Raw genomic sequence first — 26,946 nt, 5'->3', positions numbered from 1 at the left:
GCGCGGGTCGTGTCCGGACCGAGCGCGATGTGTCCGCCCCCGCTCTCACGCGGCGACGACGCGCTGCCGTTGGCGGCCGAGCCCCTCGATCTCGAGCTCGACGACGTCGCCCGGAGCGAGGTAGGGGAAGCGGCCGGACAGCGCGACGCCCTCGGGGGTTCCGGTGAGGACGAGGTCGCCGGGCTCGAGGGTGAGCACCTGGCTGAGCTCGTACACGATCCGGTCGATGCCGAAGATCAGGTCACTGGTGCGGGAGTCCTGCCGGGGCTCGCCGTTCACGAAGCTCCGGAGCCGCACGTCGTCGGCGTGGACGTCGCCGGCCGGGACGAACCACGGTCCGGTCGGGCAGAACCCGGGGGCGCTCTTGCCCTTCGACCACTGGCCGCCGGAGACGGCGATCTGCCAGTCGCGTTCGGAGAGGTCGTTCGCCAGGACGTACCCGGCGATGTGCCTCCGGGCCTCGGCGAGCGAGGGCAGGTAGCTCGCGCGGTGCCCGATGACGATGCCCAGCTCGACCTCCCAGTCGGTCTTCGTGCTGCCAGGCGGGATGGCGACGTCGTCGAACGGGCCGACCACCGTGTTCGGTGCCTTCATGAACATCACGAGGTCCGTCGGCGGTTCCGAGCCGGACTCGGCGGCGTGCGCCGCGTAGTTCATGCCGATGCAGTAGACGGCGGAGGGCCGCGCGATCGGCGCGCCGATCCGCATCGCGGCGGCCTCGGGCAGCAGCGGCAGTGTGCCGGCCGCGAGTGCCGACCGGCTGCGCGCGACGCCGTCGGACGCGAGGAATGTGCCGTCGACGTCAGCCGTCAGGCCGCTCAGGTCGTACGCCTGATCGCCGTCGAACACGACGGGAGTCTCGGTTCCGGGGCTGCCGAGGCGGGCGAATCTCATGCTCTTCCTCTCCATCGAGTGGGCGGCGAACATCTGAACTCTTCAGAGACCGGTGCGCCGATTCCTGAAGATTCTTGCACAGGATCGAGTCCTTGACGCTCAAGACATCTGATGTCTATGCTCGGCCCGCCCACGAAAGGACGCCATGAGCACGATCGTCAGCGTTGACACCCGGGACATCCGCTTCCCGACCTCCCTCGAACTCGACGGGTCGGACGCGATGAACCCCGACCCCGACTACTCGGCGGCCTACGTCACGATTCGCACCGACGCCGCCGACGGCCTGGAGGGACACGCGTTCGTGTTCACGATCGGCCGCGGCAACGACGTCCAGGTCGCGGCCATCGACGCCCTGCGCGCCCACCTGGTCGGGCTCGACGTCGAGGAACTCCTCGCCGACATGGGGGCGGCGTCGCGACGCCTCACCCACGACTCCCAGCTGCGCTGGCTCGGTCCCGAGAAGGGCGTGATGCACATGGCCATCGGCGCCGTCGTCGACGCCCTGTGGGACCTGCGGGCCAAGCGTGCGGGCCGGCCGCTCTGGCTCCACCTCGCGAGCCTCGACCCCGAGGAACTCGTGTCGCTCGTCGACTTCCGGTACCTGACCGACGCCCTCACGCCCGACGAGGCCCTGGCGATCCTCCGCGACGCCGAACCCGGCCGCACGGAGCGCACCGCGCACCTGATCGAGACCGGGTATCCCGCCTACACGACGACACCCGGCTGGCTCGGCTACTCCGATGCGAAGCTGGAGCGCCTCTGCCGCGAGGCCGTCGCCGACGGTTTCGGGCAGATCAAGCTCAAGGTCGGCGCCGACCTCGACGACGACGTGCGCCGGCTCGGGATCGCCCGCCGCGCCGTCGGCCCGGACTTCCCCATCGCGATCGACGCCAACCAGCGCTGGGACGTGGCCGACGCGATCGCCTGGGTGAACGCGCTCGCACCGTTCGGGCCCGCGTGGATCGAGGAACCGACGAGCCCCGACGACGTGCTCGGCCACGCCGCGATCGCCCGGGGCGTCAGCCCCGTGCCCGTCGCCACCGGCGAGCACGTGGCCAACCGCATCGTGTTCAAGCAGCTCCTCCAGGCGGGCGCCATGCAGGTCATGCAGATCGACGCCACCCGCGTGGGCGGCGTGAACGAGAACATCGCGAACCTCCTGCTGGCCGCGAAGTTCGGGGTGCCGGTCTGCCCGCACGCCGGCGGCGTGGGCCTCTGCGAGGCCGTCCAGCACCTGTCGATGTTCGACTACGTCGCCGTGTCGGGCACCATGGACGGCCGGATGATCGAGTACGTCGACCATCTCCACGAGCACTTCGTCACGCCCACCGAGGTCGTGCGCGGCCGGTACGTCACCCCCATGGCGGCGGGCGCGGGAACCGAGATGCGACCCGCGTCGATCGCCGCCCACACCTGGGCCGGGGCGGACGTCGAGGCGCGGGCATGACGCGCGCTCCCGCCGTGACCGCACCCGAACGGCTGGGCCCGGTCGGCTTCGGCGCCGCGCCGATCGGCAACCTGTACCGCGAGGTGTCCGACGACGCGGCCGCCGCCGCACTCGAGGCCGCGTGGGAGAGCGGCATCCGCTACTACGACACCGCACCCCACTACGGGCTCGGCCTGTCCGAACGCCGGCTGGGCGCCTTCCTGCGGGCCCGGCCGCGCGACGAGGTCGTCGTCTCGACGAAGGTCGGCCGCGCGCTCGACCCGAACCCCCGGTTCACCGGCGGCGACGACCTCGCCCACGGGTTCGCGGTGCCGGACGACATGGTGCGCCGCTTCGACCCGAGCGAGGCCGGGATCCGCCGCAGCATCGAGGACTCGTGCCGGCGCCTCGGGCTCGGCCGGATCGACATCGCCTACCTCCACGACCCCGACGCCTACGACCTCGACCGCGGACTCGCCGAAGGCCTGCCCGCACTCGCACGGCTCCGCGAGGAGGGCGTGGTCGACGCGATCGGCATCGGCACCAACGACGTCGGCACCGCCGTACGGGCGGTGCGCGAGGGCGACCTCGACCTCGTCATGATCGCGGGCCGCTACACCCTGCTCGAACAGCCCGCCCTCGCCGAACTCCTGCCGCTGTGCACCGAGCGCGGCGTCGGCGTCGTCGCCGCGGCACCCTACAACTCCGGCCTCCTCGCCACCGACGAACCAGCAGCCGGCGCCCACTACGACTACGGCGAGGTGCCCGACGACGTCCTGCGCCGAGCCCGCGACCTCGCGGCGGCCTGCCGCCGCCACGGCGTGCCGCTGCCCACCGCCGCCCTCCGGTACCCGCTGCGCCACCCCGCCGTTCGATCGGTCGTGGTCGGGTCGGCCCGCGCCGGCTCGGTCCGGCAGAACGCCGAGCGGAGCCACGCCACGATCCCCGAGGAGCTCTGGTCGGGCCTCCGCGACGAAGGACTGATCCCATGACCGGCCGGGTGATCGACTCGCACCTGCACCTCTGGGACCTCCCGCGCAGCGACTACGCGTGGATCACGCCCGAGCTGGGGCCGCTCCACCGCAGCTTCGGCCCGGGCGACGCCGAGGTCGAGCTGACCGCCGCCGGCGTCGACGCCGCCGTGCTCGTGCAGGCCGACGACACCACGAGCGACACCGAATTCATGCTCGAGGTCGCCCGGGCGCACCACTGGGTCGCGGGCGTCGTCGGCTGGGTGCCGCTGGACAGCGAACCCGGCGCCGCCGCGGCGCTCGTGGCTCTCGAGGGGGAGCCGCTGCTGCGCGGCGTCCGTCATCTCGTGCACGACGACCCCCGTGACGACTTCCTCGATCTGCCCGACGTGCGCGCGTCGCTGGGCCGGGTCGCCGCCCAGGGCCTGACCTTCGACGTGCCGGACGCCTGGCCGCGTCACCTGGACGCGGCCGCGCGCCTGGCACGGGACCTCCCGGAGCTCACCGTCGTGCTCGACCACCTCGGCAAACCACCGGCCGGCGGCCACGGCCTCGGTGAGTGGCGGGCCCAGCTCGATCGCCTCGCCGCCGCGCCGAACGCCGTCGTGAAGTTCTCCGGCCTGCACCTGCCGGGCGTGCCGTTCACGGAGGCCGGCGTCGGCCTGCTGCTGGACGTCGCGCTCGAGGCGTTCGGGGCGGATCGCGTCATGTATGGCGGGGACTGGCCGATGTCGGTTCCTCACGGCGGGTACCGGCACACCTGGGACGTGATGCGAGCCTGCCTGGACCGGCTCGCCCCCGGCGAGCGGGACGCCGTCCTCGGCGGCAACGCCGAGCACATCTACGGACTCAACGAGATCTCAAGGAAGAGAAACCAGTGCTGAGCGGAATCTCCCCGGTCCTCGTCGGCGATCTCCTCGCCGCGCTCGACCACCTCGGGCACGGCGACGAACTGGTCGTGGCCGACGCGAACTTCCCGTCCAGGCGGCTCGCCCGGAACCTCGTCGAGACACCCGGCCTTGCGGCCGCCGACGTCGTCGCCGCGATCCGCACCGTCGTCCCGCTGGACGGCTACGACGGCGAGTCGGTGCTGCTGATGGCCGCCGAGGGCGGCGAGACGACCCCGGTGCAGAGGGACCTGGTGGCCGCCGCCGAAGCCACGGTCGAGCGTATCGGCGAACTCGAACGCCACGCGTTCTACGAGCGGGCGGCCCGCGCCGGGCTCGTCGTCCGCACGGGCGAGCTGCGCCCCTACGGGAACCTGATCCTCCGCAAGGGCGTGGTGAACGAGTACACGCCGCGGGAGGCCGCGCGATGAGCGCCGTGGCCGCCACGCCGCTGCTCGAGCTCGACGGCGTGAGCAAGGGTTTCCCGGGTGTGCAGGCGCTCGACGACGTGCGGCTGGACCTGCGCCACGGCGAGGTCCTCGCGCTCGTCGGTGAGAACGGCGCCGGCAAGTCCACCCTCATGAAGCTCCTGGCCGGCATCCACACGCCCGACGCCGGCACGTTCCGCCTGAACGGCCGCGAGCTCGCGATCGAGGGGCCGCGCCACGCGCAGGAGCTGGGCATCAGCATCATCCACCAGGAGTTCAACCTGATGCCCGACCTCACGGTCGCGCAGAACATCTTCATCGGCCGTGAGCGGCGGTCGGCCGGTGTGTTCCTGGACGACCGCGCTCTCAACCGGCGCGCCCGTGACCTGTTCGACCATCTGGGCCTCGCCCTCGACCCGGCCGAGCCCGTCTCCCGCCTGACCGTCGCCCGCCAGCAGATGGTGGAGATCGCGAAGGCGCTCTCGTTCGACGCGAAGGTCCTGATCATGGACGAGCCGACGGCGGCGCTCAACGACGCCGAGGTCGACGTGCTGTTCGAGCTCATCGACCGGTTCCGGTCGCCCGAGACGGGCGTGATCTACATCTCCCACCGCATGGAGGAGCTCTCCCGGATCTCCGACCGCATCACCGTGCTGCGCGACGGCCGCTACATCGACACGCTCGACACGGCGGCGACCGACCAGCGCGAGGTGATCTCGCTGATGGTCGGCCGCGAACTGGGCGGCGAGCAACGGCCCGCGCCGGTCCCGTCCGGCGCGGAACCCGTCCTCTCCGTGCGGGGCCTGTCGACGAAACACCTGCTGCGTGACGTCGGCTTCGACGTGCACGCCGGCGAGATCCTCGGGTTCGCCGGCCTGATGGGCGCGGGACGCACCGAGGTCGCGCGCGCGATCGTCGGTGCGGACCGGCGCGAGTCGGGAGTCATCACGGTGCACGGGCGTGAGGCGGACATCCGGAACCCCGCGGACGCCGCGCGCCTGGGCATCGGCTATCTCTCGGAGGACCGCAAGCATCTCGGCGTGCTCCTGGAACGTAGCGTCCGCGAGAACGTCGTGCTCGCCTCCCTCAGGGACTACGTCGGCGCGCTCGGCTTCGTGCGCGGCGGGCGCATCGAAGCCACCGGCCAGGAGTACGTGCGGAAGCTGCGGATCAAGACCCCGTCCACCGGGCAGCTCGTGCGCAACCTGTCCGGCGGGAACCAGCAGAAGGTCGTCATCGCCAAGTGGCTCGCGAAGGACTGCGACGTGCTGATCTTCGACGAGCCGACGCGCGGGATCGACGTCGGCGCGAAGGAGGAGATCTACGTGCTGCTGCGCGAGCTCGCCGACCAGGGCAAGGCGGTCGTCATGATCTCCTCCGAGCTGCCCGAGGTGCTCCGCCTCGCGAACCGGATCGCGGTCATGGCGGAGGGACGACTCACCGCCGTGCTCGACAACGCCGACGCCACCCAGGAGATCGTCATGGACCACGCCACCCGCTTCAGCGCCGAAGGAACCCTGCTATGAGCCCCACCAGCCTGACGACCAGCGAGAACGGCTCCGCCGCGGCCGGTTCCGCGCTCGATGCCGGCCCCGCGCGTTTCGCCCGCCTGCGCGGGTCGCTGCAACAGCTGCTCGCGGCCGCCAGCCTCATCGTCATCGTCGTCTTCTTCTCGTTCGCGAGCTCGCACTTCTTCACCGCGAACAACCTCGTCTCGATCCTGACCGCGGCGACGGTGACCGGCATCCTGGCCCTCGGCACGACGTTCGTGATCATCACCGGTGGCATCGACCTGTCCATCGGCACGGGCATGGTGTTCTGCGGCGTGATGGCCGGGGTGTTCCTCACCTACTGGGGGTGGCCCCTGTGGGCGGGCGTCGCGGCGACCGTCCTGTTCGGCGCCCTGCTCGGCCTCATCAACGGTGTCAACGTCTCGGTGCTCGGCATCCCGCCGTTCATCGCGACGCTCGGGATGATGCTCATCGCCGCGGGCCTGTCGCTCGTCATCTCGGGCACGAAGCCGATCTACTTCAACGACACCCCCGAGTTCCAGGACATCATGAACCTGTCGATCGTCCCGGGCCTGCGCTTCCCGATGGGCGTGGCGATCTTCGTCGTCATGATCGTCGCCGCCGCGCTGCTCCTGTCCAGGACCATCGTGGGCCGCTACGCGTTCTCGATCGGCTCGAACGAGGCCGCCACGGCGCTCTCGGGCGTCAACGTGCGGCGCTGGAAGCTCACCATCTACACGCTGTCGGGCCTGTTCGTCGGGCTCGCAGGCGTGCTCTCCGCCTCCCGCCTCTCCTCGGCGCAGCCGACAGGAGGGATGGGCCTCGAACTGGAGGCGATCGCCGCGGTCGTCATCGGTGGCACGTCGCTGCAGGGCGGCAAGGGGTCCATCGTCGGCACCGTCATCGGCGCGCTCATCATGGCCACGCTGACGAACGGCCTGCGCATCATCTCCGTCCCGCAGGAATGGCAGTCCGTCGCGGTCGGCGTCGTGATCCTCATCGCCGTCTACCTCGACATGCTGCGACGCCGGCGGGCCTAGACGTCCGGGCTCCCCGAGGCCCGGACCCGACCGATCCAGACCCATCAATCCACGACACAGCGAGATTCACAAGGGTGTGACCATGTTCCACAAGCACACGAAGTTCCCCCAGCGCGCCACCGGCGCCGTCGCCGGCCTGGCCGTCGCCGCGCTCGCCCTCGCGGGCTGCGCGAGCGACACCGGCGGCGAGACCGCCGCCTCGGGCGGCGACAAGCCGTACGTCGCGCTCGTCTCGAAGGGCTTCCAGCACCAGTTCTGGCAGGCCGTGAAGACCGGGGCCGAGCAGGCGGCCGACGAGTACGACGTCGAGATCACGTTCGAGGGGCCCGACACCGAGGCCGACGTCGAGCAGCAGATCCAGATGCTGCAGACCGCCCTCGACAAGAGCCCCGCCGCGATCGGCTTCGCGGCGCTCGACAGCCAGGCGGCGGGCCCGCTCCTGCAGCAGGCGAACGACCAGGGGGTTCCGGTCATCGCGTTCGACTCGGGAGTGGACAGCGACATCCCGCTGACCACCGCGGCCACCGACAACCTCGCCGCGGCCGCCGCGGCCGCCGAGCACCTCGCCGACGCCGTCGGGCACGAGGGCAAGGTCGCGATGGTCGTGCACGACCAGACCTCGGTCACCGGCCAGCAGCGCCGCGACGGCTTCGTCGACTACATGGACGCGAACGAGCCCGGAATCGAGATCGTCGACATCCAGTACGGCGGCGGTGACCAGGCCAAGTCGGCCGACCTCGCGAAGGCGATCCTCTCGGCCAACCCCGACCTCAAGGGCATCTACGGCTCGAACGAGGGCTCGGCGATCGGCGTCGTGCAGGCGGTCAAGGAGCTCGGCATCGATCCCGCGACGCTCGCCGTCGTAGGCTTCGACTCCGGCCAGGCGCAGATGGATGCCATCCGCGACGGTCTCATGCTCGGCGCGATCACGCAGAACCCCGTCGGCATCGGCTACGAGACGGTCAAGGCAGCCGTGGAGGCGATCGACGGCAAGGAACTGCCCGAGACCATCGACACCGGCTTCTACTGGTACGACACGTCGAACATCGACGACGACGAGATCCAGGCCGTGCTCTACGAGTAGAAGGCGGACCCGGGGGCTCCGCGGCGGCTCAGAGAGCGCCGCGGAGCCACTGCTCCACCCCTGAGACGTGCACGATCGTGAGGGCGGACGCGAGGTCGGCGTCGCCCGCCGCGATCGCGTCCAGGATCGCGTGATGCTCCCGCAGCGTGCGGTCCACCGCGTTCTCCTGCGTGATACCGCGCCAGATCCGCGCGCGGACCGTGTGGCTCGAGAGGGAGTCGATGAGGCTCGCGAGGTACGTGTTGCCCGTCGCCTCCGCGATGCCCCGATGGAACTCGAGGTCGTGATCGACCAGGTTCTCCACGTCGGCGCCGTCGTCGACGCCCGCGACGAGCCCGCGGAGGCGCGTCAGGGCCTCCGCATCGGCGTGCCGCGCGGCGAGCGCGGACGCCGCGGGCTCGAGGATCCGGCGGACCGCGAAGATCTCGAGCACCGACTGGTCGTCGTGCAGATCGACGACGAACGACATCGCCTCGAGCAGCAGCCGGGGCTCGAGGCTGGTGACGTACGTGCCGTCGCCGCGGCGGACGTCCAGCACGCGGATCAGGTCGAGTGCCTTGACCGCCTCGCGCAACGACGAGCGCGACAGTCCGAGCCGCTCACTCAGTTCCTTCTCGGGAGGGAGTCGATCCCCGGGGGCGAGGTCGCCCGCCAGGATCATCCCCTTGATGCGCAGGATCGCTTCGTCGGTGACGGCCATGGTCGGATCGTATCTCCTTCCGCGCGAGACATCAGATCACCTGGCCTCCAGACATCCGATCTATGTGAGGGAAGAAGTGCTCTGATCGGTCCCATCATGGGAGATGTCTGCGGAAAGTTGCTCACGGAACACCTTAGACATCGGGTGTTTCATTGACAAAGCTCCGAACACGTTGCTTGAATGCCTGCGAGCGTCGCCCGCGTGCACGGGCGGCGTGACGAGGACGACGACGTCCCTGACTCGGAGGCCGAAGATGACTGACGAAGTACGGTCGTGCGCCCCGCGCGCCACACGCCCCACCCGCTCGGGCACCCTGCCACCACGCCGCGCCGGGCGGTCCGCGGCCGCGGCAGCACTGGCCCTTCTGCTCGGCACCCCGATGGTCGTGCTGCCCGCGCAGGCCGCCGAGGTCGCCGCGCAGGCGGACGCCGACCCCGACACGCTCTGGTACGACGAGCCCGCGACCGACTGGGAGACCCAGGCCCTGCCCATCGGCAACGGTGCGCTGGGAGCGATGGTGTTCGGGGGTGTGGCGTCGGAGCGGCTGCAGTTCAACGAGAAGTCCCTGTGGACCGGTGGCCCGGGGGCGTCCGGCTACAACTTCGGCAACTGGACCTCGCCCCGGCCCGGGGCCATCGACGAGGTCGTCGCCGCGATCGACCAGAACGGCTCGGCGAGTCCGACCTGGGTCGTGGGCAAGCTCGGCCAGCCCAAGACCGCGTTCGGTGCGTACCAGACGTTCGGCGACCTGCATCTCGACATGGCGGACCAGACGCCGTACTCCGGGTACCGCCGCGAGCTGGACATCGCCGAGGGCGTGGCGGCGGTGAGCTACACCCACAACGGTGTCCACCACACCCGTGAGTACTTCGCCAGCAACCCCGGCGACGTGATCGTCGGGCGGCTGGGTGCGGATCAACCCGGCGAGGTGTCGTTCACCCTGCGCTATTCGTCGCCGCGATCGGACTTCTCCGCGACGGCGGCGAACGGCCGCCTGACGATCCGGGGCACCCTGGCCGACAACGGGATGGTCTTCGAGTCCCAGGTGCAGGTGCTCGCGGACGGTGGTGCCGTCTCCAGCGACGGCGACACCGTGACGGTGACCGGCGCGGACAGCGCCACGCTCGTGCTCGGAGCGGGAACGGACTACGCCGACACCTACCCGACCTACCGTGGAACCGATCCGCACGCGGCCGTCACGTCGGCGGTCGACGCCGCGTCCGCGACGTCGTACGAGACCTTGCGCGCCGACCACGTCGCCGACCACAAGGCTCTGTTCGACCGCGTCTCCCTGGACATCGGCCAGGTCATGCCGGACAAGCCGACCGACGACCTTCTCGCCGCCTACACCGGCGGCTCGTCGGCCGACGACCGCGCGCTCGAGGCGCTGTTCTACCAGTACGGCCGCTACCTGCTGATCGCGTCGTCCCGGCCGGGGTCACTGCCCGCCAACCTCCAGGGCGTGTGGAACGACTCGACCTCGCCGCCCTGGAACTCGGACTACCACACCAACATCAACGTGCAGATGAACTACTGGCTTGCGGGCCAGACCAACCTGTCCGAGACAGCCGAGCCCTACCTGCGGTACGTCGAGCAAATGATGGCCCCGGGGCAGGTGACCGCCCAGGAGATGTTCGACTCGCCGGGATGGGTGGTCCACAACGAGACGAACCCGTTCGGCTTCACCGGCGTGCACACCTATGCGGAGTCCTTCTGGTTCCCGGAGGCCAACGGCTGGCTGGCGAGCCAGCTCTACGACCTCGCGACGTTCACCGGGGATCCCGAGGAACTGGATCGCACCTACCAGGTGCTGAAGGGGGCCAGCGAGTTCTGGCTGGCGAACCTGCGGACCGACCCGCGTGACGGCAAGCTCGTCGTGACTCCCAGCTTCTCGCCCGAGCACGGCGACTTCACCTCCGGTGACGCGATGGCCCAACAGATCGTCCACGGCCTGTTCACCGACACGATCGACGCGGCCACGGAACTCGGCGTGGATCCCACGCTCCGCGCGCAGATCCAGTCCGCCCTCGACGACCTCGACCCCGGGCTGCAGGCCGGCTCGTGGGGTCAGCTGCAGGAGTGGAAGGACGACCGGGACAGCCAGACCGACACCCACCGGCACGTGTCCCACCTCTACGCCTTGCACCCCGGTCACCAGATCCAGGCGGGCGGCGCGTTCGGCGAGGCCGCCGCTGTCTCGCTGAACGCCCGCGGCGACGGAGGCACCGGCTGGAGCAAGGCCTGGAAGATCAACTTCTGGGCACGCCTGCTCGACGGCGACCGCGCGCACAAGCTGCTGGCCGAACAGCTGCGCAACTCCACCCTGACGAACCTGTTCGACACCCACCCGCCGTTCCAGATCGACGGGAACTTCGGCGCAACCGCCGGTATGACCGAGATGCTGGTGCAGAGCCAGAACGACGAGATCCACGTGCTGCCCGCCAAACCCTCCGTGTGGGCCGACGGCTCGGTGACCGGCCTCAAGGCCAGGGGCGGCGCGACCGTCGACGTGTCCTGGACCTCTGCCGGTGGGACCACGGCCACTGTCACTCCCGCGATGTCCGGCGAGCTCACCGTGCGCAGCAGCGTGGTCCCGTGGCCGCACACGCTGGTCGACACGTCGACCGGGCAGTCCGTGCCGGGGACGGTGAGCGGTGACCGGATCACCTTCATCGCCACGGAGGGCCATGCCTACCGGCTCTCCGGCACCGCGTCCGCGGCACCGGCCGGGTCCGGCCCCATCGTCGGCGTGGGATCGAGCAGATGCGTCGACACGGCCGGAGGCAGTGGCGCCGGCGGCACCGACGTCGTCATCTCCGACTGCGTGGGCGCGGCGTCGCAGGACTGGCGCTTCGACCCGGCCACCAGCCGGATCGTGGGCGTCGACGGCAAGTGCATGGACGCGTCGGGCGGGTCGTCCGCGAACGGTACCCCCGTGATCCTGTGGGACTGCCACGCCGGTGCCAACCAGCAGTGGACGCTGACCCCGGACGGCTACCTCACCGGCATCGGCGGGAAGTGCCTCGATGCCCGCGACGAGGGGACGGCGAACGGCACGCGGCTGCAGCTGTGGGACTGCCACGGCACCGACAACCAGCGTTGGTCGACCGGCCTGGTGAACCCGGCGTCGAACCTCTGCATGACGGCGTCGGGCCGCGGTGGCGCGGCGCGCATCGAGAACTGCGACCGCGGGCCGGACCAGCGGTGGCTGCTGGGCGGCGCCAGTGGTCCGATCACCGCCGGTGGTGGTCTGTGCCTGGACGCGTCGGGCGGGTCGTCCGCCAACGGGACGCCGGTGATCCTGTGGACGTGCAGCGGCTCGGCGAACCAGCAGTGGACGCTGAACGCCGACGGTTCGATCACGGGTGTCGGCGGCAAGTGCCTCGACGTACCGGGTGGCTCATCCAACCCGGGAACGGAACTGGAACTCTGGACCTGCAACTCCTCGCTGGCTCAGAAATGGGTCATGTAGGAGGGCGGCGATGACGTCGTGGGTGCGCGACCGACGCGGTCACGCACCCACGACGTCGTGCGCCCATCTGTCGGCGGCGGCGGTCAGGGCTCGATCGTGTGACTGCCCTTGGCCGCACCCTGGTCGATCGTGGTGGTGTCGGCGGAGTGTGCCACCTCGATCCTGCGCGGCTTGGCCTCCTCGCTGACCGGGATGGTCAGGGACAGCACGCCGTCGGAGTACGAGGCGGAGATGCTGTCCAGCGCGAGCCCGCGCCCCACCGTGAGCTGCCTGGCGAACGTGCCCGTGGGCCGTTCACGGACCAGCCACTGCGCGTCGTCGCCGGAACGTTGCGTGCGCTCGGCGCGGATCGTGAGTGTCCGGTCCTCGACCGAGACGTCGATGGTGCCCGGGTCGACACCGGGCAGGTCCATGGACAGGACGTAGTGGTCGCCCGTGCGGAAGAGGTCCATAGGAAGCCCGCCGGCCTGCCGCGCGTTGCTCGCGAACGAGCCGAACAGCCTGTCCATCTCCTGGAACGGGTCCCAATAAGTAGCCATCGCGCATCACCTCCCACGTCGATGCGGCCCCGGCGGCTCCGGGGCCGCGGCGCTCGACGGCGGTCCTCACCGCCGTCCGGCTACACCATCCGTTCTAGCACTCCAACCTGGAGAGTGCCTGTCCGTCGTCCAGGGATTTCCGGCATTCGTCAGCCGTCCCGCAGCAGGCGCGCCACCAGGGCGGGGGACAGCCGGTGCAGGGCCGCCAGGACGCGGATCTTGCCGACGCGCACGACCGGACGGTTCCGGTCGAGTCCGCGCAGCAGCTCGGTGGCCGTCTGTTCCGGGCTGAGCTTCCCGCTGCCCCGCCCGGCCGTCATGGCCGTGTCGACCAGAGGCAGCATGGCCTCGGTCACCTGGATGCGCCGCTCGTCGTCGGCGAGCTGGTAGCGCAGCGCCGTGGTGTAGTTGCGCAGCGCGGCCTTGGTGGCGCAGTAGACCGGGGCCGACCGCTTGGGGGTCAGGGCGAGGGCCGAGGTGATGTTGACGATCGTGCCCCCGTGCGCCATGAGGGGCAGGGCCAGGGCGGTGAGCGTGACCGGTCCGGTCAGATTGGCGCCGATCTCCGTGGTCGTGTCGCGCAGCAGTTCGGCGGGCGAGCGTTCGGTCACCTGGTACTCGTACTGCACGGCCGCGTTGTTGACCAGGAGGCGGATCCCGCCCTTGGTGCGGAGCCGATCGGCCAGTGCGGTGACGTCGCTCTCCACGGCCAGGTCGCAGCGGACGGCCTCGATGCCCGTGAGGGCGTCGGCGGCCGCCAGCCGGCCCGCGTCGCGCCCGCAGACGACCACCTGCTCGCCCCGCTCGGCGAGCTGTCGCGCCAGGGCGAGGCCCACGCCCGCGGTGCCTCCGGTGACGACACTGACCCCTGACTGCCCGGTTCTGGACACGGGTGCCCTCCCATTCTTAGCATTACAAGACAGTGCTGTAATGTAATGGTGTCGATGTGAGCGTGACAAGTAGGGAGAGTCCTGATGTATGTCGTGATGAACATGCTGCAGTTCCAGCCCGCCTGGCTCCGGCTGGAGCGCGGGGAGCGTGCCCGGGTCTGGGAAGACGTCCAGGCCCTGGCCGCACGGGCGGAGGGGCTGCGGCTGCGCTGGTTCGACGCGGAGGCGTTCTGCGCCGACTACAGCGACATCCTGTTCGTGGAGACCGAGGACCTCTCGGCGTACTACATGTTCTGGGAGGCCGTCCGGGACACCGAGCTGTTCTCCGTGCCGTACGTCGAGGTCAAGCAGGTGGCCATGGGGATCGAGGACGGCTTCGTCGCCTACGACGCCGCCGTCGGCGTGCACGCGGGGGCGTCCCATGAATGAGCTGCCACCCGCGCCGGGCCGGCCACCCGCGCCGGGCCGCCCGCGCAGCGGAGAAGCCTCGGCGCGCATCCTGCGAGCCACGGTCGAACTCCTGGCGGAAGGCGGAGCCGCAGGAGTGTCGGTCGACGCCGTCGCTGCCCGTGCCGGTGTCTCCCGGCCCACGGTCTACCGTCGATGGGCGGGGCGCACCGAGCTGGTCGCGGCTGCGGTCCGCGACGCCTTCGCGCAGGCCAACCCGGAGGCGCCGCACACCGAGGATCCTCTCGCGGACCTCGTCACCGTGCTGTCCAACACGGTGTCCCTGCTCACCGGCACCGAGCTCGGCCGTGTCATCGCCGGGCTGGTCAGTGAGCTGCCGCGCTCACCCGAGCTCGCCGCGGCCCTGCACGAGGTGGAGCGGGAACGGCGCGAGGTGCTGCGCCAGGTGCTCCGCCGGGCGCAGGCGGAGCACCGCCTGCGCCCGGCCGACGTGGACCTGGCCGTCGATCTCCTGCTCGGACCGGTCTACCTCCGGCTGCTCGTCACGGGTGATCCCGTCCCGGCCGGGCTCGCGACCGAGCTCGCCGAGCTGGTCGTCGATCCGGCGCTGCCCGGTTCGGATCGTTCGGACGCCGGCAGGATCCCGAGCGACGGCGTGAACTAGCAGGACGCGCCCGTGCCCCGCTCGTCTACAGTCGACGACGTGATCTGGCTCTTCGACCTGGACAACACTCTCGTCGACCGGCAGGCGGCCTTCCGCGCCTGGGCTGCGGGCGAGGTCGGCGCACGCGGTGGTGACGACGCGGACCTCGCGGCGATCGTGGCCGCGGACGACGGCGGGTTCTCGCGCAAGGAGGACTTGGCCGCCGTCGTCCGGGAACGGCTGGGATGGGAGCTGTCCGTGCCCGAGACCATCGCAGCCTTCCGCGCGGGCATCCGCGCCAACATCGCCGCCTACCCGGGGGTCGCCGGGACGCTGGACACGCTGCGGGCGCGTGGCGAGAAGACGGCCGTCGTGACGAACGGGGTGGCGCACCAGCAGCGCGGCAAGCTCGCGTTGTCCGGGATCGACCGGAGGGTCGACGCCGTGGTGGTCTCCGGCGAGGTCGGTGTCGAGAAGCCGGACCCGAGAATGGTCGCGCTGGCTCTGGAGGCACTCGGGGAGACGGACGCACCACGGGACGCGGTGTGGATGATCGGCGATGCGGCACACGCCGACGTCGCCGTCGGGCAGGCCGCGGGCGTCCGGACCGCCTGGATCAGCCACGGGCGGGTCTGGGACGGTGCGGCCGAGCGGCCGGACATCGCGGCCAGGAGCACGGTGGCGGCGATCGCGGAGATCTCCCGGCGGTCGTGACTGTGTCCGGCGGCCGGCAACATCTGTACGGAGCCGTTCAGCAGCCGGAGTCGCGCCGCTGCTCGGGGTGGGCGGCGCCGCCGGCCATCCCTGACGAGTAGGCTCACCGGGTGCGCGACAACACGGACAGGACCAGTGGCCACACCGCGGCTCGCAACGTGCGGCGTGCATGACCGTCACGGTCCTGATCGACGGGATGAACGTCATCGGCACCCGGCCGGACGGCTGGTGGCGTGACCGCACCGGTGCCATGCGGCGCCTCGCCGCGCAGGTCGACCACTGGGCGCGGAGCGTCGACGACGATGTCGTGCTCGTGCTCGACGGCAGCCCGCGCGACCTCGGCGTCGTCGAACGGGTGCGTGTCGTGTGGGCGCCCGGTGGGCGCAACGCTGCGGACGACCGGATCGTCGAGCTCGTGACGGCGTCCGATGATCCGACGGCGGTGCGGGTCGTCACCTCGGATCGCGAACTGGCGGAGCGGGTGCGCGACCTCGGCGCGGACGTCCGCGGGTCCGGGGCCTTCCTCGACGAGCTGCCGGGGTGAGGCGCGGTCCCCGGTCCGTGAGGCCCGTCTGAGGGTTGCGGTGGGTGCCGTCGGTCGGCGTCGAACGCGATATGAGGCGAGATCTGTGCTGGCGATGCCGTTTATCCACAGATCTTCCTCTCCGGTCGCGAAGGGGTAATGCCAGGCATAGGATCGAACACAACGCAAGCAGGTGCGTGTGACATAGAGGTAAAGGCCTTGGCCGAAGCTTCGCGGCTCGAGAAGGAGGGGTGTGTCGTGTTCGACGACGGTGCTGGGCGCGCCCCTGCCTTTGACGTGTTTCCTGTCGGGGTCACTGAGGACCCGTTCGACGATGTGGAGATGGTGGACGAACTCGGGTTCCCGATGCCGGTGCCGGATCGTAGCGAGGAGGAGCTCGCGGCGATCCTGGCGACGAATCCGTTCGACGATCCTGAGGTGGCAGCGAGTGCCGCGCTGGGCCCGGACCGTCGGCCGGGCCAGGTGGTGGACCGGTCAACGTTCCTGCTGCGGGACATTGCCCGGATGCGTCCGGATGTGCTGTTGGCGGCAGCGCTGCGAGACGTGACCGGGGTTGACGACGCGATCGACGGCGAGGCCCCGGCTGCGGCGGGCGGTCTCGGTGCCCTGGACGACGGTGAGCTCCGTCGGGTCGCGGCGGGGTGGGAGCGGTTGATCTCGTGGGCGCGAGCCGGGCAGGCGCGGGTCGCGGCGGAGTTGTTGGCGCGGACGGAGGGTCCGTTGGGCAGGGACTCGGTGACCGGGGAGTTTTCCGACGAACTACGCGTGACCACCTCGGAGGCGTGGCAGATCGCGATGCGGGGCGAAGGGCTGGAGCTGTACCCGCTACTGGCCGAGGCGCTCTCGGCCGGGCAGGTGGATGTGAAGAAGACCGACACGTTCCTGCGTGCCGGAGCCGAGCTCACACCCGTCGAGCGGGGCGAGGCGATCCAGGACCTGCTCCCCGCCGCCCCCACGCGCACGTGGAAGTGGATCAGCGAGCAGATGAACGCCCGCGCGGCAACCCTGCACGGCAGGAAGGCTCGGCGGCGCGACATCCTGGACCGGTGCAACGTGTGGGCTGAGCAGGCCGGGCCCGGCCGTGGCCGGATCGTGGCGGATCTTCCGGTCGTGGACGCGGCCCGGACGTTCAACGGCGTCCAGGCGGCCGCCGCGGCCCTGAAGGACGTTCCCGGGGAGACCCGGCCGCTGGGCGCCCTGCGAGCTGCGGCACTGACCGCGCTGGTCACGGGTGACCTCGTGCTGCCTTGCCCGGACACGGTCGAGAACGGCGCCACCGACGGCGCCACCGACGCCATCGACCGAACTGGCGTCGTCGTCGACGACGGAACGAACGCAAGCGCAAGCCTGCCCGAACCGGCGCCGCTCGTCGAGCCTGTGCTGGACACCGACCTGATCCCCGTCCCGCACGACCTTTCCGGCGCCCGATTGACCGGCCCCGCGCCTACCGGCGCTGCGACTCCTGCCGATGCTGCGGCCGCCGGCACACGGGTACGAGTGATCGAGGTGCCCGCGACCATCAACGTGACCGTGCCTGCCACCATGCTGCTGAACCCGGTCGACATGACCCCCGGCGTTCTGGAAGGCCTCGGCCCGATCCCTGCCTCGGATGCCGCACGCATCGCCGCCGACGGCACCTGGCGGCGGCTGCTCACCGACCCGGAATCCGGCATCCTGCGCGATTACTCCACGCAGACCTACGCCCCGGGTGCCAGTCTGCGTGCCGCCGTCACTGCTCGGGACCTGACCTGCATGTTCCCCGGATGTGACCGACCTGCCCGCAGCGGCGGCAGAGCATCAACCGATCTGGACCACATCGAACCGTTCGACCACGACCACTCCCCGGGCGAGCCCGGCCAGACCCGTGCCATGAACCTCCATCCGCTGTGCCGGAGGCATCACAATCTCAAGACGCACGCGGGCTGGCGCGTCACGCGTGACCCAGTTACCGGGGCCACCCACTGGACCGCACCTACCGGCACCCGTACGGTCGTCGATCCCACCATCATCGACCCCACAGTGCGCTACGCACTCACCCGGGGCATGACACTCACCGAGACACCAAGCACCGACAAGACCGACACACCCCCAGCAGGTATGGGCCCGCCACCCTTCTGATCCTCGGGGGTCGGTGCCCGGAGCCACGTCCGCCGTGCTCCGCGCGCCAGTCCATCCGCGTGCGGCGTCAGCCGAGTGCGTCGTCGTCGGCGTGTGCGCCGAACTCGGCGACGCGCACCTCCGTGATCTGTTCGTAGCGGCTGATCCGGTCGGTCCACTCCGTGTCGATGCCGAACGCCGTCTGCGCGAAACCCACCCGCCCGATGGCCCCGGCCAGGCCCGGATCGCCGGGGGCCAGCAGCCGAACCGGCTCGTCCAGCGCCACGGTGTGCGGCGGCACGAAATGCTCGTCGGGCAGAACGGTGCGTGCATGGACGAGTGCGCCGACGGCGACCACCGAGCCGGCGCCCAACCGTGCCTGCTGCAGGACGGTTGCCGAGGTCGCCACGTAGACGCACCTGCCGACCTCGCAGCCCAGCAGCGTGGCGTGCGGTCCCACGAAGACGTGGTCGTGGACAACCACCGGCTGATCACCCGCGACCGTGGATGCGCGCAGCACCGCGTTCTCGCAGATCACCGCAGCCTCGCCGACCTCGATCCGAGCCCCTTCGGCATCGAGCACCGCGCCGTACATCACTCGCGCCCTCGGCCCCACACGGACATCACCGACCAGCGTGGCTGTCGGCGCGACGTAGGCGGTGGGATGGACCTGCGGCTCGTGCCCGCGGTGTCGGATGCGGATTCCCTGCGGTTCAGCGCTCACGAACGGATTCTCACCTGGTCGAGGGCGAACATGCTGGCGGATTTCAGACGCCGTGCTCACCGAGGTCCGAGCCTCCGCGATCCGAGGCTCCACAGGGCGAGGGCAACTGATGCGGCTCCAGCCCGTCCTGGTGGAGTCGTGTCGCCCGCGGCCATGTCCCGGTGAACCATGAGGCGCTCGCGGTGCATCGGAACCGACGGTCCGGTGCTGGTTCGACGCCCGGACCCGACGTTCACGCGGCGCCGACCCGCACCGGCATGAGGAGCGCGAGGGTGCTCTGGGTGTGCACGGTGGCAAGCCCAAGAGTGTCGCGCCTGCCGAGCGCCAGCCGGACGTCGGTGGCGCCGAAGGAGCGTACGGCGTCGGCCACGTAGCTGCGGTCGAAGGCGATGCCGCGCTCCGCGTCGCCGATCCGGAGAGCGCCCGAGTCCAGCCGCAGGTGGACGAGCTCGCGGGGTGACATCGGTGAGTGCTTCTCGGGCGCGACGCGCGCCAGCAGGTCGGGTGCGTTGACGACCACCGGTTCCCCGGCGCGGGACCGGCTGTCCGTGCGTGCGTTCACCGGTTGCCGCCAGTGCCGGGTGATCAGCGACTCGTAGTCGGGGTAGACCGCCTCCACCGGCGTGCCCTCGTCATCGCCGAGCGTGACGTGCTGTGCCGAGAGAGTCACGCTGACCTGCCCCGGTGCGTCCCCTCCCAGGAAGCCGTCCACCACCGCGGACGGAACGACGACTCTCACCGGCGGACCGGCCGTCTCCACCTCCGAGACCGTGCTGAGGGCCAGTCGATGTCGGTCGGTGGCGACGAGCCGGAGGGCGGTGCCTACGACGTCGAACAGCACCCCGTGCAGCGACTGCCAGGCAGGATGCTCGCCGACGGCGTGGCGCACCGCACGGAGCGCCACGCGCAGGGCGCCGGCGTCCACGGTGAGGCTGGTGGTCGCCGACAGGTGCCGGCGCGCCCCGTCGAGGTGCGCGGTCGCCGCGGCGAACTCGGCGTCGAGGTGTCGCTGATGGGCGTCGACGATCCGGCGCGCGGTGACGGGGTCGGCCGCCAGTGCGTGCGTGATGTCTGCCAGTGGCATCCTGGCGCGGCGTAGCGCGGCGACCAGCAGGGCGTGTTCCAGCTGGTCCGGCGTGTACCGGCGGTAGCCGGAGACCGGGTCCACCTGCGCGGGAGGGAGCACACCGGCAGCGTCGTAGTAGCGCAGGGCGCTGACCGGGAGGCCGGAGACGCGGGAGAACTCGCCGACGGTCAGCGTCTTGTCGTGGGGCACGGGGACAAGCATGGACCCTCGACCCGGTCGAGGGTCCATGCCCACGCCTGTCCCGATCCCTCATGGTTCTGCCGGAATACGTGCCGCGGGCGCCGGCTCCGGTACCTGCGGAGCGGCTCGAAGCCGCACCGCCGCCACAGCACACGCTCCGAGCACGACGGCGCACCATCCCAGAGCGATGCCGGAGGAGGTCCACTCGGCCACGGCACCGAGCAAGTTGTTGGAGATCACCACCGGCCCCAGCTGCGCCACCGCGACCCACGCCTGCACCCGGGCCAGATGCGTTCGCGGCGCGCTGCCCAGGACGAACGGCGCCAGATGAGCGACGGCAACCCCCGTCCCGGCTCCGAGAAGCATCGCTGCGCCGGCCACGAGGGGTGGGACCCCCGCTCCGGCACCGATACACCCCATTCCGACCGTTGCGGCAGCCAGGCCCAGCCCCACGGCCTTCCCGGTCCACAGCGACGTTCCGGTCCGCGCCACGACGAGCGCGGCGACGATCGACCCTGCCGCCTGGGCGCCGACCACCATCCCCGTCGTACCGGCACCCCAGCCGGAATCCCGCCCGAGCAGAGGGATCAGCAGCGACGACACCGGCAGGACGACGGCGGCCACGGTGCCGGTCAGGCCGAGAGCTCCCGGCAGGCCGCGGGTGCGGGCCACGACGCGACCACCGTCCGACAGGGACCGCCACAGCGCCTCGGCGGGCGGGCCCACGTCACGCCGGAGCCGGATCACCGCCAGCACGCCGATCACCGCGGCACCGCAGACGGCGTCGGCGAGGGCGATCGTCGGCAGGCCAACGGAGCCCACGAGGGTTCCGCCGAGCGGTGCGCCGGCAAGGAGGACCGCTTGGCCGAGCCCCTGGCGCAGGGCCATCGCGCGAGGCAGTCCGGCGTCGTCCACCAGGCGGCGCGGCATCGACCCGAGGGCGGGCAGGGAGAAGGCCGAGACGACGCCGGACGCCAGGCCGGCAGCGGCCAGCAGCCAGGTGGCCGGGCCGACGGCGCGCAGGGCGGCAGCGAGGACGAGGCAGGCGACGACCATGACGGACTCGGAGCACATGAGCAGCCGCCTGGCGCCGACGCGGTCGGCCACCGAGCCGCCGACCAGCACCAGCAGCAGCCGTGGCAGGCCTGATGCCGTCAGGACGAGCGCCGCGACCTGACCGCCGTGCGAGGCGGCGGCCCAGCCCAGGGCGAACCAGAGGACCGAGTTGCCGAGCTGGCTGAGTGTGCTCGCGGCGAGGAAGGCCAGCCAGGAACGGGGGAAGGGAGTGGACATGACGGTGAGCCTGCGGGGTCGACCAGGTCGAGGGTCAACGGCGGCGGCAGGTGCCGGGATCGGTGGGCAGGCCGTGTTGCTGGAGGTCGAAGGAACGCCGGTCTTCGTCAAACAGGTGCGCTTGACCGATCTGGAGCGGCGGCCGCAGAACCTGCACTCCACGGCCAATCTGTTCGACCTGCCGATGTTCTGCCACTACGGCGTCGGCACCATCGGCGGTCCGGGGTTCGGTGCCTGGCGGGAACTGGCCGTGCACACCATGACGACCGACTGGGTGCTCGCGGGCGACCACGAAGGATTGGGGGACTTCTACCGCCGGTTCCAGCGGGAGAGCCGGACGACCCCGTACCCGCAGCAAGCGCACCGCCGTCGTGCCCGCACAGGAGACCAGCACTCGCCGGTGAGGCGGTAGATCCACGAATGGCGCGGTCGACGGCGCTGCACCGTCATCTGACCTGTGGTGACGGCGCGTCGGAGGTCCGCCGAAAAGACCCGGTGCGCGCCTCCCGTCGCTGTACGGTCGCGGCGTGCTCACGAGACACCGCGCGGGCGAGCGCCCGCAGACATCTGATCAGGGTCCGCATCGCCAGGTCACCCAGAAGTCGGCCCCGGCGGTGTGGGGAGAGCTGGTGGCGCGGGTGTTCGCACTCGACGGTGTCCGTGAGGGGCGCAGTCAGGTGTCGCCGGCGTCGTCGCGGGCCGTGTTCCTCACGGAGCTGGAGGAGGAGCGTGCCGCGGAGACGAACCTTGCCCCCGGGCGACGGCTGGAGCCCGTCCACCTGCACGGCCTCACCGATACGAGCGTGCACCTGGTGCTGCCCCACGAACGCGGGGAGCAGTTGGTCGCTCTCGGCTGGGCCGAGCCTCACCAGTACGAGGACTTCGGCACCGAGTACATGATCTACGGCCCCCGGTCCCACGAGCATCGGCCGTCCCTCACCGTGCTTCGACCCGGGTGGCGGAGACCTCCGTTCGTGTGCGGTAGCCCAGGCGCTCGTAGACGGCGATCGCGCGGTCGTTCGTCGAGAACACATGCAGTATCGGGAGCAGGCCCTCATCGGCGATGCGCTCGGTTGCCGCAGACACGAGGCTCGTCGCGAACCCATGTCCCAGCCAGTCCGGGTGCGTGCAGACGGCGCTGACCTCGACCCAGCCGTCGGTGCGCAGGCGTTCACCGGTCATCGCGACGAGTCGTCCCTCGCGGCGGATGCCGAGGTGTCTGCCGAGTTGGTGGGTGCGGGCGGCGTACGGCCCGGGACGGGTCAGCGCTGCCAACGCGACCATCTCGCCGGCATCGGCGTCTCCGAGGTCCACGACCTCGGGCCGAGCGGGGGGCTTCACGAGCCTGGCCGCCGGATCCCAGAGCATCTGTCGGCCCTTTCCCCACAGCGTGGCGCGAAGGCCGGTGGGGACGCGCACCTCGGCGGCCTGCAGGAAGACGGCCGGTCCGTGGCCCGCGACGAGTGTCTCCAGGTCCGAGATCGCCTCGTCGGAGTCGTCCCGTGCGCAGATGAAGGGGCCGAAATCGGCGTGCATCCGGGCGGCGGCGGCGCGCACGTCCGCACGAGAGGCGAGCGTGGACGTCATCGACGCCCATGGCGCGCGATCCAGATCGGTGGTCATCGCGGTGCCTCCTGGCGGCGTGCCTCCACGGCCCGTACATGAAGCGACCGCTCGTCGAGCGCGGCTTCGAGATGTGCGAGGTGGGTCACCAGCGCGCGGTCCTCGGTGCCGACCATGCGGCGAAGCGCCTCGGCGACGGGCTGCCACGCGACGTGCTGCGCACGTGTCAGCAGCTGCTCTCCGGCGTCGGTCAGCGCGATGGTGCGTCGCCGCGCATCGGCGGGGTCGCGAGTGAACGCCACGAGCCCGGCATCGGCGAGCGTCCCGAGCGTGCGGGTGACCCCCGGCTGCGCGATGCCGAGATCATCCACGATGTCGCTCACGGTCGCACCGGGCCTCTCCGAGATCGAGACCATCACCGGGAGCGATCCGGCGGCGATGTGGACCCCGCTGGCGCGCAGGAACTCCGTGGTGTCAGCCTGCAGTCTCTCGCCGAGCCGTTTCAGACGGGTTCCCAGGGCAAGCAGGTCGAGGCGCTCAAGAGTCGAGGGCGTGTCGGTGGTTCGGTCTCGCATTCCCGAAACATAACGCGCTATCTATCTTCCTGGCAACGGGTGCGTCTTCTCGCGGCCGCGTGTGAAAACCCGTTGCTCCTGCAACGCGCCCGCTGCTACCTTCCGGGAGGCCGTGCGAGAGAACGAGGAGGTGGTACCCGTGAACGCAGTATCGACATGGGTGCTCCCCTCCAGGGCCACGGTCGGGCGGTAGGTCGTCCGGGAGCGCCGCACACGAGCACTCCCGAAAGGCACGACCATGCGATTCACCTCCGAACGACGCCTCGATGACGGCATCCTCGAGCGCGAGTTCACCCTGGGCGAGATCCCCGGCATCCTGTGGACATCCGGATCCGCGTCCGAGCCGGTGCCGCTGATGCTGGTGGGCCATCCCGGCGGCCTGCGGACGATGTACCCCCGCCTGGCGGGCCGCGCCCGGCAGGCCGTGACGAACGGCTTCGCCGCGGCCACGATCGAGCTCCCCGGGCGTGGCGACCGGCCCCGTTCACCGGAAGCCGAGCAAGCCCGCGCCGACCTGCGCCGGGCGGTGGAGGCGGGCGAACCGGTCGGCGACGAGATCGTCGACCGGCTGATCCTTCCCCTTGTCGAGCAGGCGGTCCCGGAATGGCAGGCGGCCCTGGACGCTCTTCTCGCGCTGCCGGAGACCGGCGGCCGGGTCGGGTACTCGGGCGGAGTGATCGCCGTCGGCGTCCGGCTGGCGGCGGTCGAGCCGCGCATCGCGGCCGCCGGCCTCTACGCCGGGAGCTTCATACCCCGCGCCACGTTCGACGACGCCCGCCTGGTCACCGTTCCCGCCCACGTCCTCCTGCAGTGGGACGACGAGTGGAACCCCCGCCGGCAGGCCCTGGACCTGTTCGACGCCCTCGGCAGCACGGAGAAGACCCTGCACGCCAACCTGGGCGGACACACGGGCGTCCCGCAGTTCGCGGGGGAGGAAGCGGCCAGGTTCTTCGCCCGGCATCTTCGCTAGGACCCGCCAGGGGCAGGGCGTGAGGCGGGTGGCGGCGTGCTCGCCGCCCGCTCGGCGAGAAGTGCGGCCAACCCGGCCTGGCCGTCAGGCGGGGACCTCGCCGGTGACCCTCAGAACGGCACGGCCGAGGGTGTGGCCGGCCATGTTGAACCCCAGGAACGCCGGGGTCGCCTCGGCGGGGACACCGATGGACTCGACGTCCAGGGCGTGCACCACGATGAAGTAGCGGTGCTCGCCGTGCCCGGCGGGCGGGGCGGCGCCGATGAAGCGGGCGGCGCGCGCGTCGCCCGGCAGCTGGAACGCGCCGTCGGGCAGCCCGGAGCCGGTGTCGTCGCCGACGCCCTCGGGGAGCTCGGTGGCGGAGGCCGGGATGTCGGCCACGGCCCAGTGCCAGAAGCCCGACCCGGTCGGCGCGTCGGGGTCGAAGACGGTGACCACGTAGCTCTTGGTGCCCTCCGGTGCGCCGCTCCACGACAGCTGAGGGGAGATGTCCTTGCCGGCGGGGACGCCGAAGGCTCCGGAGTACTGCGCCTCGGGCCACGCGTCGCCGTCGGTGACGGTGGTGCTGGTCACGGTGAATGCGGCCGCCTCGGGGAGGCGCGCAAACGGATCGTTCCCGCTCATGTGGTGAGTCCTTTCGTTCGGCGGAGCTCTTCCGGCTCCGGCGACTATCCGTATTGAGATCGACAGTAGATCAGATAATCGATTATCGCAACCATAGTCTATGATCGAGCGCATGAGCCGTACGGAACCTGCGATCCCCAAGCAGACACGTGCCGAGCGCGTCTACACCCTGATCCGCGAGGCGATCCTGCGCGGCGACTTCGGCCCGGGTCAGGCGCTCAAGCCGCAGGAACTCGCCGAGCAGCACGGGGTCAGCCTCGCCGTCGTCCGGGAGGCGCTGCTGCGCGCCGTCGGCGAGGGCCTCGCCGACCGGCACCCGAACCGCGGGTTCGCCGTGCCGGGCTTCTCGGACATGCGCTGGCAGGAGATCGCCGAGGCGCGACGCATCATCGAGCCGAACGTGCTGCGTCTGTCGGTCCGGCGTGGCGATCTGGACTGGGAGTCGCGGGTCCGCGCCACCCACCACCGGCTCACGCGCACGGCGGTGTACACGCCGGAATCGGGACAGTTCTTCAGCGACGAATGGTCGGAGGCGCACCGCGTCTTCCACCGCACTCTGCTCGACGGCTGCGGCAACCCGATCCTGCTGGATTCCTTCGACCGGCTGTGGACGGCGAGCGAGCTGGCGCGCCGCTGGTCGGTTCATCGCACCCCGGCACGCGACTTCGTCGACGAACACCGGCGACTGGAGGAGGCGGCGCTGGCACGCGACGCCGACGCCGCAGCCGCCGTGCTCGTGCAGCACCTGACCCTGACCGCCGCCGGACTGACCATCGATACCAACGAAGAGGCCTGATGCGCATCGCCAACCTTGCCGGACGTCTGCACCTGCTCACCGAGGCCGGCGCGATCGACGTCGCCGACGCCGGTGGCGGCAGGTTCGACCCCGATCCGCAGCAGATCTACTCGCAGTGGGCGGCCTTCCGCACCTGGGCGGACAGCGCCGAACTCCCGCCGGGCCGCCCCTACGACCCTGCTGACCTCGGCTCGCCCGTGCCGGCCCCGGCACAGCTCATCGCGGTCGGCCTGAACTACCGCGACCATGCCGCGGAGGCCGGGTTCGCCGAACCCGAGGGGCTGCCGCCGGTCTTCGGCAAGTTCGTCTCCTCGATCTCCGGACCCCGCACCGACGTCCGGCTGCCCGAGGGTGACGTGGACTGGGAGATCGAGCTGGCCGTCGTGATCGGCGCCGCCGCTTCGGCTGTCGCCGAGGAGCGCGCCATCGGGCACGTCGCCGGGTATACCGTCGCCCAGGACCTGTCCGAACGTCGCCTGCAGTTCTCCGGACCGGCGCCCCAGTGGGGACTGTCGAAGTCCTATGCCGGGTTCACCCCGTTGGGGCCATGGCTGGTCACACCCGACGAACTGCCCGATATGCTCTCCCTGACGGCTGAGCTCAACGGCGAGACCGTGCAGGACGGGAACACCGCCGACCTGATCCACCCGGTCCGCCGGCTCGTGGCCCGGCTCTCCGAGGTGGTCACCCTGCTGCCCGGTGACGTCATCCTGACCGGCACTCCCGCCGGGGTCGGCATGGGGCGCAAGCCTCCCCGCTACCTCAGGCCCGGCGACGTCCTGACCTCCACCATCGACGGCATCGGCACCCTCGAACAACGCTTCACGAGAGGGTTGCACGGCCCGACGCCGTGAACCGTCGGTGCGCCGCGGACAGCGGCCGGTGG

The 26,946-nt window shown here is 71.0% G+C and carries 27 protein-coding genes and 1 pseudogene; 18 read left to right on the top strand and 10 right to left on the bottom strand.

The window, feature by feature from the left end; translation table 11 throughout:
* Positions 1–45 precede the first annotated feature (45 nt).
* Positions 46–894, bottom strand: a complete 849-nt coding sequence (locus HGK34_RS02575) for a fumarylacetoacetate hydrolase family protein (protein ID WP_201845017.1) — start codon at positions 892–894, stop codon at positions 46–48.
* A 145-nt stretch (positions 895–1,039) separates the two neighbouring features.
* Here HGK34_RS02575 and HGK34_RS02570 point away from each other — a divergent pair, with 145 nt between their 5' ends.
* From HGK34_RS02570 to HGK34_RS02540, 7 genes are all read left to right on the top strand, one after another.
* On the top strand, positions 1,040–2,341 hold the full coding sequence (locus HGK34_RS02570; protein WP_201845016.1) for an L-fuconate dehydratase: 1,302 nt from the start codon (positions 1,040–1,042) through the stop codon (positions 2,339–2,341).
* The gene (locus HGK34_RS02565; protein ID WP_201845015.1) at positions 2,338–3,312 is read left to right on the top strand and encodes an aldo/keto reductase; all 975 of its coding nucleotides are present in this window, start codon (positions 2,338–2,340) and stop codon (positions 3,310–3,312) included. Before HGK34_RS02570 ends, HGK34_RS02565 begins: the two co-directional genes overlap by 4 nt.
* Positions 3,309–4,175, top strand: coding sequence for an amidohydrolase family protein (locus tag HGK34_RS02560; RefSeq protein ID WP_201845014.1), 867 nt, complete (start codon positions 3,309–3,311; stop codon positions 4,173–4,175). Before HGK34_RS02565 ends, HGK34_RS02560 begins: the two co-directional genes overlap by 4 nt.
* Complete coding sequence (locus HGK34_RS02555; RefSeq protein WP_201845013.1) at positions 4,169–4,609, top strand: RbsD/FucU family protein; 441 nt, start codon at positions 4,169–4,171, stop codon at positions 4,607–4,609. Before HGK34_RS02560 ends, HGK34_RS02555 begins: the two co-directional genes overlap by 7 nt.
* A complete protein-coding gene (locus HGK34_RS02550) occupies positions 4,606–6,132 on the top strand; it encodes a sugar ABC transporter ATP-binding protein (RefSeq protein ID WP_201845012.1) in 1,527 nt (508 codons plus the stop codon). The genes HGK34_RS02555 and HGK34_RS02550 overlap by 4 nt, the downstream gene beginning before the upstream one ends.
* The gene (locus tag HGK34_RS02545; protein ID WP_201845011.1) at positions 6,129–7,157 is read left to right on the top strand and encodes an ABC transporter permease; all 1,029 of its coding nucleotides are present in this window, start codon (positions 6,129–6,131) and stop codon (positions 7,155–7,157) included. The genes HGK34_RS02550 and HGK34_RS02545 overlap by 4 nt, the downstream gene beginning before the upstream one ends.
* A gap of 82 nt (positions 7,158–7,239) precedes the next feature.
* The gene (locus tag HGK34_RS02540) at positions 7,240–8,241 is read left to right on the top strand and encodes an ABC transporter substrate-binding protein (RefSeq protein ID WP_201845010.1); all 1,002 of its coding nucleotides are present in this window, start codon (positions 7,240–7,242) and stop codon (positions 8,239–8,241) included.
* Between the two features lie 28 nt (positions 8,242–8,269).
* Here the strand turns inward: HGK34_RS02540 and HGK34_RS02535 are convergent, their stop codons facing one another.
* Entirely contained in the window at positions 8,270–8,941 is a 672-nt protein-coding gene (locus tag HGK34_RS02535) for a FadR/GntR family transcriptional regulator (protein WP_201845009.1), read from the bottom strand.
* Positions 8,942–9,194: 253 nt separating this feature from the next.
* Between HGK34_RS02535 and HGK34_RS02530 the strand changes: the two genes are divergently transcribed.
* On the top strand, positions 9,195–12,413 hold the full coding sequence (locus HGK34_RS02530; protein ID WP_201845008.1) for a glycosyl hydrolase family 95 catalytic domain-containing protein: 3,219 nt from the start codon (positions 9,195–9,197) through the stop codon (positions 12,411–12,413).
* Positions 12,414–12,496: 83 nt separating this feature from the next.
* Here HGK34_RS02530 and HGK34_RS02525 read toward each other — a convergent pair whose 3' ends face one another.
* Positions 12,497–12,952, bottom strand: coding sequence for an Hsp20/alpha crystallin family protein (locus HGK34_RS02525; RefSeq protein WP_201845007.1), 456 nt, complete (start codon positions 12,950–12,952; stop codon positions 12,497–12,499).
* Between the two features lie 149 nt (positions 12,953–13,101).
* Positions 13,102–13,842: an SDR family NAD(P)-dependent oxidoreductase gene (locus HGK34_RS02520; RefSeq protein WP_201845006.1), complete on the bottom strand. Its 741-nt coding sequence runs from the start codon at positions 13,840–13,842 to the stop codon at positions 13,102–13,104.
* Between the two features lie 84 nt (positions 13,843–13,926).
* On the opposite strand from HGK34_RS02520, the gene HGK34_RS02515 reads away from it, so the two are divergent.
* The 5 genes from HGK34_RS02515 (at position 13,927) to HGK34_RS02495 (ending at position 18,269) form a co-directional block, all read left to right on the top strand.
* Complete coding sequence (locus HGK34_RS02515; protein ID WP_201845005.1) at positions 13,927–14,271, top strand: darcynin family protein; 345 nt, start codon at positions 13,927–13,929, stop codon at positions 14,269–14,271.
* Positions 14,264–14,914 (top strand): TetR/AcrR family transcriptional regulator, encoded by a 651-nt coding sequence (locus HGK34_RS02510; RefSeq protein ID WP_201845004.1) that lies wholly within the window; start codon positions 14,264–14,266, stop codon positions 14,912–14,914. Before HGK34_RS02515 ends, HGK34_RS02510 begins: the two co-directional genes overlap by 8 nt.
* A 39-nt stretch (positions 14,915–14,953) precedes the next feature.
* On the top strand, positions 14,954–15,607 hold the full coding sequence (locus HGK34_RS02505; protein ID WP_201845003.1) for an HAD family hydrolase: 654 nt from the start codon (positions 14,954–14,956) through the stop codon (positions 15,605–15,607).
* Between the two features lie 169 nt (positions 15,608–15,776).
* Positions 15,777–16,151, top strand: a complete 375-nt coding sequence (locus HGK34_RS02500; RefSeq protein ID WP_201845002.1) for an NYN domain-containing protein — start codon at positions 15,777–15,779, stop codon at positions 16,149–16,151.
* 321 nt (positions 16,152–16,472) lie between these two features.
* Positions 16,473–18,269, top strand: coding sequence for an HNH endonuclease signature motif containing protein (locus HGK34_RS02495; protein WP_201845001.1), 1,797 nt, complete (start codon positions 16,473–16,475; stop codon positions 18,267–18,269).
* Positions 18,270–18,336: 67 nt separating this feature from the next.
* Here the strand turns inward: HGK34_RS02495 and HGK34_RS02490 are convergent, their stop codons facing one another.
* The 3 genes from HGK34_RS02490 to HGK34_RS02480 all read right to left on the bottom strand — a co-directional run bounded on the left by HGK34_RS02490 (position 18,337) and on the right by HGK34_RS02480 (position 21,532).
* Positions 18,337–18,972 (bottom strand): gamma carbonic anhydrase family protein, encoded by a 636-nt coding sequence (locus HGK34_RS02490; RefSeq protein WP_201845000.1) that lies wholly within the window; start codon positions 18,970–18,972, stop codon positions 18,337–18,339.
* Between the two features lie 232 nt (positions 18,973–19,204).
* The gene (locus HGK34_RS02485; protein ID WP_307815682.1) at positions 19,205–20,248 is read right to left on the bottom strand and encodes a DNA polymerase III subunit beta family protein; all 1,044 of its coding nucleotides are present in this window, start codon (positions 20,246–20,248) and stop codon (positions 19,205–19,207) included.
* Between the two features lie 60 nt (positions 20,249–20,308).
* Positions 20,309–21,532: an MFS transporter gene (locus HGK34_RS02480; RefSeq protein ID WP_201844998.1), complete on the bottom strand. Its 1,224-nt coding sequence runs from the start codon at positions 21,530–21,532 to the stop codon at positions 20,309–20,311.
* On the opposite strand from HGK34_RS02480, the gene HGK34_RS02475 reads away from it, so the two are divergent.
* Together HGK34_RS02475 and HGK34_RS23815 are read left to right on the top strand one after the other, a co-directional pair.
* A complete protein-coding gene (locus HGK34_RS02475; RefSeq protein ID WP_201844997.1) occupies positions 21,531–21,944 on the top strand; it encodes a hypothetical protein in 414 nt (137 codons plus the stop codon). The genes HGK34_RS02480 and HGK34_RS02475 overlap by 2 nt on opposite strands.
* Before the next feature lie 115 nt (positions 21,945–22,059).
* Positions 22,060–22,443 (top strand): annotated as a pseudogene (locus HGK34_RS23815) (luciferase domain-containing protein); the annotation flags it as partial.
* A 25-nt stretch (positions 22,444–22,468) separates the two neighbouring features.
* On the opposite strand, the gene HGK34_RS02470 reads toward HGK34_RS23815, so the two are convergent.
* Positions 22,469–23,155, bottom strand: a complete 687-nt coding sequence (locus HGK34_RS02470) for a GNAT family N-acetyltransferase (protein WP_201844996.1) — start codon at positions 23,153–23,155, stop codon at positions 22,469–22,471.
* Positions 23,152–23,670, bottom strand: a complete 519-nt coding sequence (locus tag HGK34_RS02465; protein WP_201844995.1) for a MarR family winged helix-turn-helix transcriptional regulator — start codon at positions 23,668–23,670, stop codon at positions 23,152–23,154. Before HGK34_RS02465 ends, HGK34_RS02470 begins: the two co-directional genes overlap by 4 nt.
* A 238-nt stretch (positions 23,671–23,908) precedes the next feature.
* Between HGK34_RS02465 and HGK34_RS02460 the strand changes: the two genes are divergently transcribed.
* Positions 23,909–24,640: a dienelactone hydrolase family protein gene (locus HGK34_RS02460; protein ID WP_201844994.1), complete on the top strand. Its 732-nt coding sequence runs from the start codon at positions 23,909–23,911 to the stop codon at positions 24,638–24,640.
* An 84-nt stretch (positions 24,641–24,724) separates the two neighbouring features.
* Here HGK34_RS02460 and HGK34_RS02455 read toward each other — a convergent pair whose 3' ends face one another.
* Positions 24,725–25,264: a YbhB/YbcL family Raf kinase inhibitor-like protein gene (locus HGK34_RS02455; RefSeq protein WP_201844993.1), complete on the bottom strand. Its 540-nt coding sequence runs from the start codon at positions 25,262–25,264 to the stop codon at positions 24,725–24,727.
* Between the two features lie 112 nt (positions 25,265–25,376).
* On the opposite strand from HGK34_RS02455, the gene HGK34_RS02450 reads away from it, so the two are divergent.
* Together HGK34_RS02450 and HGK34_RS02445 are read left to right on the top strand one after the other, a co-directional pair.
* Entirely contained in the window at positions 25,377–26,060 is a 684-nt protein-coding gene (locus tag HGK34_RS02450) for a GntR family transcriptional regulator (RefSeq protein ID WP_201844992.1), read from the top strand.
* On the top strand, positions 26,060–26,914 hold the full coding sequence (locus tag HGK34_RS02445) for a fumarylacetoacetate hydrolase family protein (protein WP_201844991.1): 855 nt from the start codon (positions 26,060–26,062) through the stop codon (positions 26,912–26,914). Before HGK34_RS02450 ends, HGK34_RS02445 begins: the two co-directional genes overlap by 1 nt.
* Positions 26,915–26,946: the final 32 nt, after the last annotated feature.

Origin of the sequence: Myceligenerans indicum, assembly GCF_016742955.1 — a bacterium.
Classification (GTDB): Bacteria; Actinomycetota; Actinomycetes; order Actinomycetales; family Cellulomonadaceae; genus Myceligenerans; species Myceligenerans indicum.
This window is presented reverse-complemented; position numbering and strand designations above follow the sequence as displayed.

Coding starts and splice junctions, on each gene's coding strand:
- HGK34_RS02575 (WP_201845017.1), bottom strand. CDS start 894: ATGAGATTCGCCCGCCTCGGCAGCCCCGGAACCGAGACTCCCGTCGTG.
- HGK34_RS02570 (WP_201845016.1), top strand. CDS start 1,040: ATGAGCACGATCGTCAGCGTTGACACCCGGGACATCCGCTTCCCGACC.
- HGK34_RS02565 (WP_201845015.1), top strand. CDS start 2,338: ATGACGCGCGCTCCCGCCGTGACCGCACCCGAACGGCTGGGCCCGGTC.
- HGK34_RS02560 (WP_201845014.1), top strand. CDS start 3,309: ATGACCGGCCGGGTGATCGACTCGCACCTGCACCTCTGGGACCTCCCG.
- HGK34_RS02550 (WP_201845012.1), top strand. CDS start 4,606: ATGAGCGCCGTGGCCGCCACGCCGCTGCTCGAGCTCGACGGCGTGAGC.
- HGK34_RS02545 (WP_201845011.1), top strand. CDS start 6,129: ATGAGCCCCACCAGCCTGACGACCAGCGAGAACGGCTCCGCCGCGGCC.
- HGK34_RS02540 (WP_201845010.1), top strand. CDS start 7,240: ATGTTCCACAAGCACACGAAGTTCCCCCAGCGCGCCACCGGCGCCGTC.
- HGK34_RS02535 (WP_201845009.1), bottom strand. CDS start 8,941: ATGGCCGTCACCGACGAAGCGATCCTGCGCATCAAGGGGATGATCCTG.
- HGK34_RS02530 (WP_201845008.1), top strand. CDS start 9,195: ATGACTGACGAAGTACGGTCGTGCGCCCCGCGCGCCACACGCCCCACC.
- HGK34_RS02525 (WP_201845007.1), bottom strand. CDS start 12,952: ATGGCTACTTATTGGGACCCGTTCCAGGAGATGGACAGGCTGTTCGGC.
- HGK34_RS02515 (WP_201845005.1), top strand. CDS start 13,927: ATGTATGTCGTGATGAACATGCTGCAGTTCCAGCCCGCCTGGCTCCGG.
- HGK34_RS02510 (WP_201845004.1), top strand. CDS start 14,264: ATGAATGAGCTGCCACCCGCGCCGGGCCGGCCACCCGCGCCGGGCCGC.
- HGK34_RS02500 (WP_201845002.1), top strand. CDS start 15,777: ATGACCGTCACGGTCCTGATCGACGGGATGAACGTCATCGGCACCCGG.
- HGK34_RS02495 (WP_201845001.1), top strand. CDS start 16,473: ATGGTGGACGAACTCGGGTTCCCGATGCCGGTGCCGGATCGTAGCGAG.
- HGK34_RS02475 (WP_201844997.1), top strand. CDS start 21,531: ATGACGGTGAGCCTGCGGGGTCGACCAGGTCGAGGGTCAACGGCGGCG.
- HGK34_RS02480 (WP_201844998.1), bottom strand. CDS start 21,532: ATGTCCACTCCCTTCCCCCGTTCCTGGCTGGCCTTCCTCGCCGCGAGC.
- HGK34_RS02470 (WP_201844996.1), bottom strand. CDS start 23,155: ATGACCACCGATCTGGATCGCGCGCCATGGGCGTCGATGACGTCCACG.
- HGK34_RS02465 (WP_201844995.1), bottom strand. CDS start 23,670: ATGCGAGACCGAACCACCGACACGCCCTCGACTCTTGAGCGCCTCGAC.
- HGK34_RS02460 (WP_201844994.1), top strand. CDS start 23,909: ATGCGATTCACCTCCGAACGACGCCTCGATGACGGCATCCTCGAGCGC.
- HGK34_RS02455 (WP_201844993.1), bottom strand. CDS start 25,264: ATGAGCGGGAACGATCCGTTTGCGCGCCTCCCCGAGGCGGCCGCATTC.
- HGK34_RS02450 (WP_201844992.1), top strand. CDS start 25,377: ATGAGCCGTACGGAACCTGCGATCCCCAAGCAGACACGTGCCGAGCGC.
- HGK34_RS02445 (WP_201844991.1), top strand. CDS start 26,060: ATGCGCATCGCCAACCTTGCCGGACGTCTGCACCTGCTCACCGAGGCC.